Origin of the sequence: Vogesella sp. AC12 (assembly GCF_024437575.1) — a bacterium.
Taxonomy (GTDB): Bacteria; Pseudomonadota; Gammaproteobacteria; order Burkholderiales; family Chromobacteriaceae; genus Vogesella; species Vogesella indigofera.
On record NZ_JANFNU010000001.1, the window covers coordinates 629,671 to 642,124 of the forward strand.

Annotated in this window: 11 protein-coding genes and 1 pseudogene; 2 read left to right on the forward strand and 10 right to left on the reverse strand. The window is 61.9% G+C overall.

What is annotated here, in order from left to right; genetic code table 11:
• Nucleotides 1-87: 87 nt before the first annotated feature.
• From NOM55_RS03160 to NOM55_RS03175, 4 genes and pseudogenes are all read right to left on the reverse strand, one after another.
• Nucleotides 88-1,449, reverse strand: a complete 1,362-nt coding sequence (locus NOM55_RS03160; RefSeq protein ID WP_255907448.1) for an MFS transporter — start codon at nt 1,447-1,449, stop codon at nt 88-90.
• 35 nt (nt 1,450-1,484) lie between these two features.
• Nucleotides 1,485-1,850, reverse strand: a pseudogene (locus tag NOM55_RS03165) (NAD(P)H-binding protein); the annotation flags it as partial.
• 154 nt (nt 1,851-2,004) lie between these two features.
• Nucleotides 2,005-3,000 carry an aldo/keto reductase gene (locus tag NOM55_RS03170; RefSeq protein WP_255907449.1) on the reverse strand — a complete coding sequence of 332 codons (996 nt, stop codon included), beginning with the start codon at nt 2,998-3,000 and terminating at the stop codon, nt 2,005-2,007.
• 126 nt (nt 3,001-3,126) lie between these two features.
• Nucleotides 3,127-4,281, reverse strand: coding sequence for an aldo/keto reductase (locus NOM55_RS03175; protein WP_255907450.1), 1,155 nt, complete (start codon nt 4,279-4,281; stop codon nt 3,127-3,129).
• Between the two features lie 209 nt (nt 4,282-4,490).
• On the opposite strand from NOM55_RS03175, the gene NOM55_RS03180 reads away from it, so the two are divergent.
• Complete coding sequence (locus tag NOM55_RS03180) at nt 4,491-5,399, forward strand: LysR family transcriptional regulator (RefSeq protein ID WP_255907451.1); 909 nt, start codon at nt 4,491-4,493, stop codon at nt 5,397-5,399.
• A gap of 398 nt (nt 5,400-5,797) precedes the next feature.
• Here NOM55_RS03180 and NOM55_RS03185 read toward each other — a convergent pair whose 3' ends face one another.
• From NOM55_RS03185 to NOM55_RS03195, 3 genes are all read right to left on the reverse strand, one after another.
• Nucleotides 5,798-7,057, reverse strand: coding sequence for a D-amino acid dehydrogenase (locus NOM55_RS03185; RefSeq protein ID WP_255907452.1), 1,260 nt, complete (start codon nt 7,055-7,057; stop codon nt 5,798-5,800).
• A gap of 16 nt (nt 7,058-7,073) precedes the next feature.
• Nucleotides 7,074-8,030: an ornithine cyclodeaminase family protein gene (locus NOM55_RS03190; RefSeq protein ID WP_255907453.1), complete on the reverse strand. Its 957-nt coding sequence runs from the start codon at nt 8,028-8,030 to the stop codon at nt 7,074-7,076.
• A 108-nt stretch (nt 8,031-8,138) separates the two neighbouring features.
• On the reverse strand, nt 8,139-8,918 hold the full coding sequence (locus NOM55_RS03195) for an ABC transporter substrate-binding protein (RefSeq protein ID WP_255907454.1): 780 nt from the start codon (nt 8,916-8,918) through the stop codon (nt 8,139-8,141).
• A gap of 195 nt (nt 8,919-9,113) precedes the next feature.
• Between NOM55_RS03195 and NOM55_RS03200 the strand changes: the two genes are divergently transcribed.
• Nucleotides 9,114-10,070 carry a LysR family transcriptional regulator gene (locus tag NOM55_RS03200; protein WP_255907456.1) on the forward strand — a complete coding sequence of 319 codons (957 nt, stop codon included), beginning with the start codon at nt 9,114-9,116 and terminating at the stop codon, nt 10,068-10,070.
• A gap of 134 nt (nt 10,071-10,204) precedes the next feature.
• Here NOM55_RS03200 and NOM55_RS03205 read toward each other — a convergent pair whose 3' ends face one another.
• The 3 genes from NOM55_RS03205 to NOM55_RS03215 are packed head-to-tail and all read right to left on the reverse strand — an operon-like array spanning nt 10,205 to nt 12,397.
• A complete protein-coding gene (locus tag NOM55_RS03205; protein ID WP_255907457.1) occupies nt 10,205-10,963 on the reverse strand; it encodes an ABC transporter ATP-binding protein in 759 nt (252 codons plus the stop codon).
• Between the two features lie 31 nt (nt 10,964-10,994).
• The gene (locus tag NOM55_RS03210) at nt 10,995-11,711 is read right to left on the reverse strand and encodes an ABC transporter permease (RefSeq protein ID WP_255907458.1); all 717 of its coding nucleotides are present in this window, start codon (nt 11,709-11,711) and stop codon (nt 10,995-10,997) included.
• Nucleotides 11,708-12,397, reverse strand: coding sequence for an ABC transporter permease (locus NOM55_RS03215; protein WP_272802935.1), 690 nt, complete (start codon nt 12,395-12,397; stop codon nt 11,708-11,710). The genes NOM55_RS03210 and NOM55_RS03215 overlap by 4 nt, the downstream gene beginning before the upstream one ends.
• Nucleotides 12,398-12,454: the final 57 nt, after the last annotated feature.

Here is a 12,454-nt window from a genome sequence, read left to right on the forward strand (position 1 = left end):
TAGAGAGAAGTCCGTTACACGATTGGTGTCCTAATGTGAGCTGATTCCAGGGGCCATATTAATGAATCTTCCGCTCGATTCAGTGATTCAGTTCGATCGGTCAGTGTCAAAGTTAATGTAGCGAGCAGACACAGAGAGTGCGGCCAGCAGCAGCAACGCTGCCACCCCCATCGTGACTCCGGTGTGTTGCGCCATACCGGCCGCATCAAATACCGAGGAATGCCCGCCTGCATATACCACAACCAGGACGGCCAAGCCGAGTGAGGCACCGAGTTGGTGGGCGACGTTGACTAGTCCGGAAGCAGCGCCAGCATTGCGTCCCTCCACGCCGGCAACACCGGCTACCGTGAGCGGCGCAAGCACCCAACCTTGGCCGAATCCGGTCAGCAGCATCGGTAACACCACGCCACCAAGGTAGGACATCTGCGCGGCAGTGATACTGAGCCATGCCAGTCCCAACACGCACAACGCCAGCCCCGCTAGCAGCAGGCGTCGCTGCCCGATGCGATGGGCAACATGTGGCACGCTCACCGATGCCAGAAACTGCGGCACCGTTACCGGAATGAAAGCCAGGCCGGCCTGCATCGGGGAAAAACCCAGTGCACCTTGCAGGTATTGCGCGGTGAAGAACCAGAATCCCGCCATGCCAGAGAGAAAGAGCAGTCGAGCGGCATAGGCGCCATTGCGCTGCGCACTGGTCAGCATGGCTAGCGGAAGCAGCGGCTGACTGGCGTGACGTTCGATCCATAGAAAAGCGGCCAGTACCACCACTCCCACAGCAATGCTTGCCTGCGTCAACGCGGCACCCCAACCCGCATCGGCGGCCTCGACAATACCGAATACCAGCGCGCACATGCCCAAGGTGGAGCTGAGTGCGCCGGCGATGTCGAAACGTCCGGTGTGGCGCTCGGTCTCGTGGATATGGCGCAAGGCACCAACGATGAGTGCCGCGCCGATCGGCAGGTTGATCAGGAAACCGGCACGCCAGGAAATCAGGTCGGCCAGCAGGCCGCCAAGCACCAAGCCCAGCGTGGCACCAATACCCGCCGCCGCCGCATACCAGGCGAGTGCGCGATTGCGTGCATGCCCCTCCTCGAAATGTGTCGTGATCAGTGCCAGCGTCGAGGGGGCCAGCACGGCGGCACCGAAACCCTGTACGGCGCGGGAGGCGATCATCCAGGCTGGCGATTGCGCAGCACCGATAGCCAGTGAGGCCAGTGTGAAGATAGAAAGTCCGGTGATGAACATGCGTCGCCGACCGAGAATATCGCCCGCCCGCGCACCGAGCAGCAGGAAGCCGCCAAAAGCGAGCGTATAGGCATTCTGAATCCACGACAGCCCAGCCGGTGTGAAGCCAAGATCGGCCTGGATACGTGGCAGGCCGGTGAGCACGATGGAGATGTCGATCACGAGCATCAGGTAGCTCGCCATGATGATGGCAAGCACCATACGATGGCGGGGCCTGGCTTGGGGGCGTATTGCGTTCATTTCGTGCTGACTCCAAGACTGCGGCGGACTTCCAAGTGCGGGACCAAGGCGAGCTTCACAATGAGGTCAGATAGGCTATTCAGCGACACGTCATGGCCACGGAAGGCTTCACCCTTCTGTGTGAGCTGGTAACTCACCGTTTTGTCACGGATGAACCAGCCTGGGCGCAGAATAGTGTAGTCGAGGGACGAGGCTTCGATGAGCGCCGTAGCATCGCGATAGGGATCCAGCACGCTGCGATAACGCTCGCTCGGCACTTCGCTGTAGATACCCATCGAACTGATGAAGATCAACCGTTTGAGGCCGACTGCCTTCATCGCGGCGATGATCGTGCCGGCCTGTGCCGCCATTTGGCATAGACCACGTCCTGCCCGCGCATTGCCGCCTCCAGCATGGTTTGATCCAGTACGTCTCCTTCAACGATGGAAACGCGTGCCGGGTCGGGATTGCTGGGCGCTTGGAGCGGCGCAGGTAGAGCGTGAGCGCCACTCGGACCATTGAGTAGGGGCCGGTGAATCAAAGACCAGTCATCTTTAGAACTGCTTCCGGCAGACGTTCACCCTGAATCTCGATTCCCGCCAGCAAGGATTGGATGCGTGCGAGATCATTGGCTCCGAGTTCGATAGTGACCGCCCCCAGGTTCTCCTCAAGGCGGTGCAGCTTGGTGGTGCCCGGAATCGGCACGATCCATGGTTTCTGTGCAAGCAGCCAGGCCAGGGCAATCTGTGCCGGCGTTGCCCCCTTGCTGGCGGCGATGGACTTGAGTACCTCCACCAGCGCCAGATTGGCTTTGCGGGCCTCTGCCGAGAAGCGCGGAACGACGTTACGGAAGTCCGTCGGGTCGAACTGTGTACTCTCATCGATCTTGCCAGTGAGAAAGCCGGCACCGAGCGGGCTGAAGGGGACAAACCCGATACCGAGTTCTTCAAGGGTGGCCAGCAGCTCCATTTCCGGACCGCGCCAGAACATCGAGTACTCGCTCTGTACGGCGGTGAGCGGTAGCACCGCATGGGCGCGACGGATCGTGGCCACTCCGGCCTCCGAAAGGCCAAAATGGCGTACCTTGCCGGCGGCCACCAGCTCCTTGACGGTGCCTGCGACGTCCTCGATCGGGACGGCAGGGTCGACCCGGTGCTGAAAGAGCAAGTCGATGTAGTCGGTACGCAGGCGTTTCAGGCTGGCGTCGACCGCCGCCTTGATATGCGCTGGTCGGCTATTGGTGCCCGGGCCACGCTGACCGGTGACCGGATCAATGTCAAAACCGAACTTGGTGGCAATGACTACCTGATCGCGGATCGGCGCAAGGCCTTCTCCGAGCAATTCTTCGTTACTGAAAGGGCCATAGGCTTCGGCGGTGTCGAACAGCGTTACGCCCTGTTCATGCGCGGAGCGCAGAAGCTGGACCATTTCCCGTTTATCCGCCGGTGCACCATATATGGCACCGGTCATCGACATGCATCCCAGGCCCATGGCCGAGACTTCAAGTTTGTTACCGAGCGTGCGGTATTTCACTATTACTCCCCTAGCGAGATATTTTTTGCAATCAGTGTGCGGCGTTATTGGCGCTGTCGCTTTTACACCTGCTGTTTGCCATCCAGGCATTGATATGCACACGAGGCTGGCAAACGCTAGCACATATCACTTCAAAGGCGCCTCGACCTCGCTGTAGGCAAGCACTGCCGGCGGTAGCCGCTCCCCCTGGATCGTGATGGCCGCCAGCGACGCATTCAGCGCCTGAAGCTCATCGGTGTCGAAGGCAACTTCGCGGGCACCGATGTTGTCGAGCAGGTGGCCCATCTGGGTCGTACCGGGGATGGGCACAATCCAGGGCTTCTGTGCCAGCAACCAGGCCAACGCAATCCTCGCGGGTGTCGTTTTCTTGCGCAGCGCCCAGCTTTTCACAAGGCTGACCAGCGCCAGATTGTGTTCCCGGTTTTCGGGTGAGAAGCGGGTTTCGCTCTTGCGGAAATCGCCGTCGGCAAAGCTAGTCCTCTGGTCAATGGCGCCGGTCAGGAAGCCCACCCCGAGCGGACTCCAGGGTACAAAACCGATGCCCAGCTCCTGGCACAGGGGCAGGACTTCCTTCTCCGGGCCACGCCAGAACATCGAGTACTCACTCTGTACTGCAGTAACAGGTAACTCGGCATGGGCGCGGCGCAAGGTTTGCAGCCCCATTTCGGACAAGCCCCAGTGCAGCACCTTGCCCTGGGCCATCAAGTCCTTGATGGCGCCGGCAACGTCTTCGATCGGTACCTGCGGATCGACCCGGTGTTGATAGAGCAGATCGATCCGGTCGGTGCGCAGACGCTTGAGCATGCCTTCCACCGCCTGTTTGACGTGGTCTGGACGGCTGATCAGCCCCGGGCGGCGCTCGCCGGTCTGCGGGTCGATGTTCCAGCCGAATTTGCTGGTGATCACGACCTTGTTGCGGAACGGGGCGATGGCTTCGCCGAGGATGCGCTCGCATTCATGCGGGCCATAGGCCTCGGCGGTATCAAAAAAAGTGACGCCGTGGTCATGGGCCGCACGGATGATGTCGATCATCTCGGGGCGGGCGGGGACTGTCGTTTGATAGGTGCGGGCCATGTTCTGGACGCCAAGGCCGACGCTGGACACTTCCAGCTGACCAAGCTTGCGTCGCGCCCCTGGCTGAGCGGGTGACACAAGTGTGCTGCGGGTCTGCGCCTGTGCGCACCCTACAAGCCCTGCACCGGTAATGGCGGCACTGGAGACGAGCGCCATCGAGCTACCAATGAACTTCCGGCGATTAACATCAAGTTCAGCATTGCTCATTTCCACTCCTTCGTTACACGGTTTTCATCAAATGCAGCACCGCTGAGTAGAGGCCAAGCCGGCAGAAATGCACAGGCGCGCCTTGCTTCCGGCAATGCCCCAAAAACGTTCGGAGCAGGGAAATGCTGCGGTATCCGTTAATCCTAGGGTGTTGCAAGCTGACGAACAATGGATGTAATGTTTCACGATCTGTTCAATAATTTTCAACTATGCTGCGCACTGGCCTCTCCGAACTGACCGCCTTCATTACCATCGCCGAGCAGCGCAGTTTTCGCGCCGCAGCGCGGATACTGGGCGTATCGCCGTCGGCACTCAGTCACACAGTGAAAAACCTTGAAGCGAGTCTCAACACGCGGCTGTTTAACCGCACCACCCGCTCGGTTGCGCTGACTGAGGCAGGGGAGCTGTTTCTGCGTCGTGTTGCACCTGCGCTCGGTGATATTCAGGATGCGGTCAATGAGATGGCTTCATCGCGCGATCGACCTTCCGGTTCGATTCGGATCAGCACCGCAGAAGCGGGGGCGAGAATCTTGATCAGGAATGTGCTGCCGGCTTTTCTGGCGACCTACCCGAACATTCATGTCGAATTCGTCGTCGATACCCGCCTTGTGGATATCGTGGCCGATGGCTTCGACGCTGGCATTCGTGTCTTGCAGGATGTGCCACGTGACATGGTCGCCATCAAGTTCGGAGCAGACTGGAAATTTGTCGCCGTAGCATCTCCCGCTTACCTGGCGCAGCATGAGCCGCCACGTACGCCGGAAGAACTAAAGCACCATCGCTGCCTGCGTTTCCGCTTTAGCAGCGGAGCGCTGTATCACTGGGATCTGATGCGCGGCGGGGTCAGTATGACGCTAGATGCCGCAGGGCCAATGACCTTGGACAACGGCAATCTGATGCTGGAAGCCGCGCTGGCAGGGATTGGGATTGCCTGGGTGCCGGAATATCTGGTTGCCGAGTATGTTGCATCAGGACAGCTGATCCACCTCTTGCCAGACTGGAGTCCCACGTTGCCTGGCCTGAGTCTTTATTACCCGGCCAATCGCCATCCACCGGCGGCACTCAGGCTATTTACACAGGCGGTACGTGATTGGACTCGGCAGAAAACATCTCTGTGACAACACTGCTCTAGCCGTGACCCTTGTATTCCATAGTTATAACGCAACAAACCGTCTGCTTTGGCCGACCTCCAGTCAATCATGTGGGAGGGTTGGCAGGACATCGGCCTTAGCGGCCAGTCAGTACAACATAGAGCAATGACCGATTTACACCAAATTGCAGACGGATATCCGCGCTGAATCAGGATCTGGCGAATGTCACGGCGCTGCAAAATCCACTTGCAGTTAGTACATTCTCTGTCCGGACTTCCGCCGGATACCCCCGGAAACGTACCGCCTGATCCGCACCGTGCGCGGCGAGGGTTACATCCTGGACGCGGCGACCAGCTTCCTGTAACGGCGAACACCACGCCGGCTGCGGCCAACGTTGGCCGCAGCCGGAGTGGTAGCCACAGCGGCTAGCGCGTGTAACGGGCGAGGGTCAGGCCGTCGGTGGCAATCTCCGGCGTGCCGCCACACACCCAGTCGGCCACCAGCTTGCCGGTGCCCAGTGACATCGTCCAACCCAGCGTGCCGTGGCCGGTGTTAAGCCACAGATTGGGATAGCGTGTCGGGCCGACCAGCGGCGTGCTGTCCGGCGTCATCGGCCGCAAGCCGCTCCAGTACTCGATGGCGCGGTAATCGCCACCGTGCGGGAACAGGCTCTGTACCGACTGTCGCAGTGTCGCCAGCCGTCCCGGACGTAGCGTCTGGTTGTAGCCGGACAGCTCGGCGGTGCCGGCGGCACGGATGCGGTTGCCGAGGCGGGTAATACCGGTGCGATAGCGCCCGTCCAGCAGCGTCGACTGCGGCGCCGCCGCGGCGTCGGCCACCGGCACCGTCAGCGAGTAGCCCTTCACCGGATATACTGGCAGGTCGATGCCCAACGGTCGTGTCAGCAGCGGCGAATAGCTGCCCAGCGCCAGCACGTAGGCATCGCCGTGCAGCATGCCTTGGTCGGTGTCGATGGCGGTGATCTGCTTGCCATCACTCAGCAGGCGCCGGATCTGCACCCCGAAGCGGAAGTCGACGCCGAGTGTGCGGGCCATGGCGGCCAGTTCGGTGGTGAACTTGAAGCAGTCGCCGGTTTCATCCAGCGGCAGGTGCATGCCGCCCAGCAACGGGCTACTGCTGTGCTGCAGGCCCGGCTCGATGGCCAGCACCTCGTCGCGCTGCAGCATGCGGAACGGTAGCTGATACTGCGCCAGCACGTCGGCATCGCGTTGCGCCTTGGCCGCGTCCTGCGGTTGCAGGAACGGCAGCAGCGTGCCGCGCTGCTGCCCGTCGTAGTCCAGCGTGATGCCCTGCGCACGGAAGGCGACGAACTGCTCGCGGCTGTACATCGCTAGCGTCAGCATGCGGCGCTTGTTACGGTCGTAGGCATCCTGCCGGCAATTTTTCAGCATCTGCCACAGCCAGCGCCACTGGTACCAGTCCAGCTGCGGATACACCCGCAGCGGGCCGTTGCGATCCAGCAGCCACTGCAGCGCCTGTCCCGGCACCGAGGGGTCGGCCCACGGGCTGGAAAAGGTGGGTGAAATTTCGCCGGCATTGGCAAAGCTGGTTTCCAGCCCGGCGCCGGGCTGCCGCTCCAGTACCGTGACGCTGGCGCCCTGTCTGGCCAGATAATAGGCGGTGGCGGTTCCCACCACGCCGCTTCCCAGTACGATCACATGCATGGCGGTTTCCCCTGTGTCACGACTGCTGCCGGTGCAAGCGGTACAGCTCGCCGGCAATAGCAACGTCTTCCAGCCCCAAGCCGATGGAGCGGAAGAACACGTGGCGGTCATAGGCCGGGAGCGGAGCACTGCCGACCACCAGCTCCGGCAGGTCGCCGCGGATGCTGGCCGGCGACCAGTGATGTTGCTCGCGCGCCAGCCGCATCTCGCCGGCGCTATCCGGCGTGGTGGCGCGGTAGTCGCAATACACCTCCATCTGCGGCAGCGATGCCGGCGGCACTTCATGCGCAAACTGGGCGTTGGTGCAAATCGAGGTGATCAGCGCCGGCTTCGTCAGCAGCGCCGGATCCAGCACCGACACCCCGGCCGAGGTGCACAGCATGATCACGTCGGCATCAGCGACGGCGCTGGCCAGCTGCGCATGGATGCCAACGTGCGGGTCAATGTCTAGCAGCGCTTGCCGTTGCACCGCCGGCAACTCGGCGATGCCGAGGGAGTGGAGGCGGATCTCTTGCCAGTCACGCAGCGGCAGCACATGGCGCAGGTGTGCCAGCCCAAGCCTGCCGCTGCCGATCACCGCCAGCTTGCTGACACCGGCTGGTGCCAGCAAATCCACCGCCAGTGCCGTGGCACCGGCAGTGCGCTCCACCGTAAGCTGGCCTGCGTCGCACAGCAGCCGCGGCTGGCCGTCGTCCATCGACAGCAGCAGCGTCCAGGCGGTAACCAGCGCACCCTGCGGCCGTGGGATATACGGCGACAGCTTGGCGCCGAACAGGCGCTCGCTGCCGTGGATGCCGAGATAACTGATAAAGTTGCCCTGCGCGTCGGGGAACAGGTTGCGCAGTTGCGGCGGCTGCACCGCGCTACCCTGTGCTAGCGCCAAGAACATGCGGCGCAACACGGCCTGGACATCAATCTGGCCAATCAGGCCGGCAACCCGCGCGGCATCAAACACGGCGACTTCGTGGTGCATGGAGTGGTTTCCTTATCAAGTGGCAGGCAGCGGGTGCCCGCAAAAAAGCCACACGCGCGAGCAGATGCTGACCCGTGTGGCAAGGCCGAGGAGAGAGAGTGGGGCGACCTAGTTGGCCGCAATGTCCATTTCGAAGTACTTCTTCACTAGCCGATCGAAGGTGCCGTTGGCTTTCAGCGCCTTGAAGGCGCTGTTCAGCGCCTCGCGTAGCTCGTTGTCCTCTTTGCGTACCGCGATACCGGAGCCGACCCCCAGCACCTCCACGTCACGCAGCGGGCCACCGGCAAAGGCGAAGCCCTTGCCCTGTGGCCGTTTGAGGAAGCTCTCGCTGGCAACCGGGCCATCGAGCAGGGTGCCATCGAGGCGGCCGGAGACCATGTCGGCATAGACCAGCTCCTGTGTCTGGTAGGACACCACCCTCACCCCCGCCGGCGCCAGGTGCTTGTTGGCATAGGCTTCCTGGGTAGTACCCTGCTGGGTGCCGATGCTCTTGCCCTTCAGCGCCGCCGCGGTCGGCAGCAGGCCGCTGCCGGCCTTGGCCACCAGCATGATCGGCACCTGGTACAGCGGCTCGGTGAAGGACACCTTTTCCTTGCGCTTGGCGGTGATGTTCATCGCCGAGTTGATGGCGTCGAACTTACGCGCGGTAAGCGCCGGGATCATGCCGTCGAAGTCGTTTTCCACCCACACGCACTTGGCCTTCAGCTGGGCACACAGTGCGTTGCCAAGATCGATGTCAAAACCCTGCACCTTGCCGTTAGGTGCCAGGTACTCGAACGGAGCATAGGCCGGAGCGACGCCGAAACGGATGGTTTTCCATTCCTTGGCCTGAACCGATACCGACATCACCCCGGCAACCGCCACTGCTACAAATTGCGCTAGCTTCATCGTGTTTCTCCTCTGGGATACCCCTGTGATCAAGGATCATGACCGTCCCCGGGTTGGCCACAGACCGGGCAGTCAAGACATCGCCATCCGTATGGCGGTGTGTCATTTATCGCGCCGCGCCTAATATCAGTCAAATTTCTAATTATTATTTCAATTATAATTTCAAATAATAATTGATGCCGCCAGGGAGGCCGGATGCAGATCGAAACCAAGGGCTCATTCCTCAACGACAGGCTGGACTGGAACCTGCTGCGCACCTTTCTTGCTATCGTCGAGGAACACAGCATCAGCCGCGCAGCCGAACGGCTGCACCTGACGCAGCCGGCAATCAGCCAGTCGCTGCGGCGACTGGAGGAGTCGCTCGGACAACGGCTGATCGAACGGCGTGGGCCGCGCTTTGAGATCACTAGGGCTGGCGAAGAGGTGAGACGGATTGCGGAGGAGATTTACGGCAATATTTCCCGGCTGAGCAGCGAGCTAGGCGAACTGGGTGATAGCGTGTCCGGCTCGGTGCGGCTGCTTAGTGTCAGCGGCGTCTACCTACAGCCATACGATGATTTCCTGGCAGGCTTTCACCGCGCCAATCCGCGCATCGACCTGCAAGTGGAAGTGATGCGCAGCTCCGAGGTGATTAGCACCCTGCTACAGAAGACGGCAACAGCGGGGCTGAGCCCGAGCCGGGTGCCGGTGAAGAAGCTGGAGCGGCGACTGTTCATGCGCCAGCGCTACGCCATCTTCTGTGGCCGCCACCACCGCCTGTTCGGGCAGCCAGCGCTGACGACAGAGGACTTGCTGAGCGAGAACTTTGTCTCGTTTACTGGTGACCAGATTGGCGACAACCTGTCGCCGCTGACCATCTTCCGCGACGAGAAGGGCTTCAAGGGCCGGGTGGTCGCGTCCTCGTCCAGCGTGCACGAGGTGCGGCGGCTGATCTTCGCCGGCTTCGGCATCGGCTGCCTGCCAGAGCATGTGGCGCAGCCGGATGTGGCACAGCAGCGGCTGCAACGGCTACCGCCGGGCGAGGGTGTCGCCGATGTCGACATCCATCTGCTGTGGAGCCGCGAGCGCAAGTACAGTCAGGCCGAAACGCTGTTCTTGGTCAGCCTCAACCAGTGGCTGGAAAAGCGGGAGCGCTTAGGGCAAGCGGACTAGGTGGCAAGTCGCGGCAATTGTAGTGCAAGTGTATGCAATTCGTAGCCAGAGAGTGGCGGGGCTGAGTCGAAAACTTGGTAGACACCAAGCTGGCCGACGGTAGCGTGGCAGGCTTGCCTGCCACGCCTGCCCACTTACTTTAGGCTCCCGCGTAGAAACTGCTGCAGGCGCTCACTGGATGGTTGCCCGAATAGTCGCTGCGGTGGCCCCTGTTCCTCGATGCGGCCTTGGTGCAGAAACACCACGTGGCTGGACACCTCACGCGCGAAGCCCATTTCGTGGGTAACCACGATCATGGTGCGCCCTTCCTCGGCCAGCGTCTGCATCACCTTCAGCACCTCGCCGACCAGCTCCGGGTCCAGCGCTGAGGTCGGTTCATCAAATAGCATCACCTCCGGTTCCATCGCCAGTGCGCGGGCAATGGCGACGCGCTGCTGCTGGCCGCCGGACAGGTGCGCCGGGTACTTGTCTTCCACCGCCGGCGGCAGGCCGACCTTGGCCAGATACTTGCGCGCGCGCGCCAGTGCCTCGTCGCGGCTGATGCCGAGCACCGCGACCGGCGCCTGGATGATGTTTTCCAGCACCGTCATGTGCGACCACAGGTTGAAGTGCTGGAACACCATCGCCAGCCGAGTACGTGCCGCGGTCAGCTCGCGCGGGTTGGCGATGCGCTGCCCCGGCGGCGGTGCCTGCAGCACGTGCTCGCCGAGGGTGACGCTGCCGGCACAGGGCATTTCCAGGAAGTTGATGCAGCGCAGGAAGGTGCTTTTGCCGGAGCCGGACGAGCCGATGATGCTGATCACGTCGCCCTTTCTGGCCCGCAGAGAGATGCCCTTCAGTACCTCGTGTGCGCCGAATTTCTTGTGGATGTCGTCCACGATCAGTGTGTACATGCTGTTCTCCTCTTGTTGTGTGGCCGCCGTGTCAGGCGTGGCTTTCCGGCGCCTGGAACGCCAGCCATTTCTTTTCCAGCTGCCGGAACAGGCCGACGATCAGGAACGATACGACGGCGTAGATCAGCGCTGCGGTGCCGAAAGCCTCGAACGAGGCGTAGGTGGCGGCATTGACGTCGCGCGCTACCTTCAGCAGCTCCGGCACGGTGGCGGTGAAGGCGATCGGCGTGGCATGCAAGATCAGGATCACCTCGTTGCTGTAGTTGGGCAGTGCGCGGCGCAGCGCCGATGGGATGATGATCTGGCGATACATGGTCCAGCGCGACATGCCGTAGGCCTCGGCGGCCTCGATCTCGCCGTGCGGAATGGCGCGGATGGCGCCGGCGAGGATCTCCACGGTGTAGGCACTGGTGTTGAGCACGAAGGCCAGCAGCGCGCAGTTGAAACCGTCCTGGAAGAACTGGTTTAGACTGGGCTGTTGCTGCACCAGCTCTAGGCTGTAGACGCCGGAGTAGATGATCAGCAGCTGGATGTACAGCGGCGTGCCGCGAAAGAAATAGGTGTACAGGTACACCGGCAAGCGCAGCGCGCGCTGGCGCGACACGCGGGCGATGGCCAGCAGAATGGACAGCGGCAGGCCGATGCCGATGGTGGCCAGCAGCAGCACCATGGTCATCGCCAGGCCGGACAGGCGCTGGCCGTCGCTCCACAGGTAGGCCAGCCAGTATTCTTGGATGATTTCGATCACAATCTGCTCTCCTTCACGCCGGTGTTGTAGCGACGCTCCAGTCGATGCAGCACCAAACTGGATACCGTAGTAATCGCCAGGAATATGAACGCCGCCAGCCAGCTGAAGTAAAACAGCTGCATGGTGCTGCGTCCGGCATCCTGGGTGACCTTGATGATGTCGGCGAGGCCGATGATGGACACCAGCGCCGAGGCTTTGACCAGCACCTGCCAGTTGTTGCCAAGGCCGGGCAGCGCGAAGCGCATCATCTGCGGGAACAGGATGCGGCGGAACACCAGCAGCCGGCTCATGCCGTAGGCGGTGCCGGCCTCGATCTGGCCGCGCGGCACCGCCAGAAAGGCGCCGCGGAAGGTCTCGGTAAAGTAGGCGCCGTAGATGAACCCGATGGTGACCACCCCGGCGCTGAACGGGTCGATGTCGATCTGCGGCAGCGCCAGCCGGTCGGTCACGTGGTTGAGGCCGATCTGCAGGCTGTAGAACATCAGCAGCATCATCACCAGGTCGGGCACGCTGCGGATCAGCGTGGAGTAGCACTGCGCGCTGCGGTACAGCAGCGGATTGCGCGACAGCTTGCACAGCGCGCCGAGCAGGCCGAAGGCGATCGCCAGCGCCAGCGACAGCAGCGACAGCTTGATCGACATCCAGGTGCCGTCGAGGATCTGCGTCTCATAGCCATGGAACAGCATGGGAGCTCCTTTCAAAAAAACCGCCATTGGCAACAGAGAAACCAATGGCGGAAACTG

What these genes read in the sequence shown, in the direction of transcription:
- NOM55_RS03160 (WP_255907448.1), bottom strand. Translation starts at nt 1,449, where the DNA reads ATGGTGCTTGCCATCATCATGGCGAGCTACCTGATGCTCGTGATCGAC.
- NOM55_RS03175 (WP_255907450.1), bottom strand. Translation starts at nt 4,281, where the DNA reads ATGAGCAATGCTGAACTTGATGTTAATCGCCGGAAGTTCATTGGTAGC.
- NOM55_RS03180 (WP_255907451.1), top strand. Translation starts at nt 4,491, where the DNA reads ATGCTGCGCACTGGCCTCTCCGAACTGACCGCCTTCATTACCATCGCC.
- NOM55_RS03185 (WP_255907452.1), bottom strand. Translation starts at nt 7,057, where the DNA reads ATGCATGTGATCGTACTGGGAAGCGGCGTGGTGGGAACCGCCACCGCC.
- NOM55_RS03190 (WP_255907453.1), bottom strand. Translation starts at nt 8,030, where the DNA reads ATGCACCACGAAGTCGCCGTGTTTGATGCCGCGCGGGTTGCCGGCCTG.
- NOM55_RS03195 (WP_255907454.1), bottom strand. Translation starts at nt 8,918, where the DNA reads ATGAAGCTAGCGCAATTTGTAGCAGTGGCGGTTGCCGGGGTGATGTCG.
- NOM55_RS03200 (WP_255907456.1), top strand. Translation starts at nt 9,114, where the DNA reads ATGCAGATCGAAACCAAGGGCTCATTCCTCAACGACAGGCTGGACTGG.
- NOM55_RS03205 (WP_255907457.1), bottom strand. Translation starts at nt 10,963, where the DNA reads ATGTACACACTGATCGTGGACGACATCCACAAGAAATTCGGCGCACAC.
- NOM55_RS03215 (WP_272802935.1), bottom strand. Translation starts at nt 12,397, where the DNA reads ATGCTGTTCCATGGCTATGAGACGCAGATCCTCGACGGCACCTGGATG.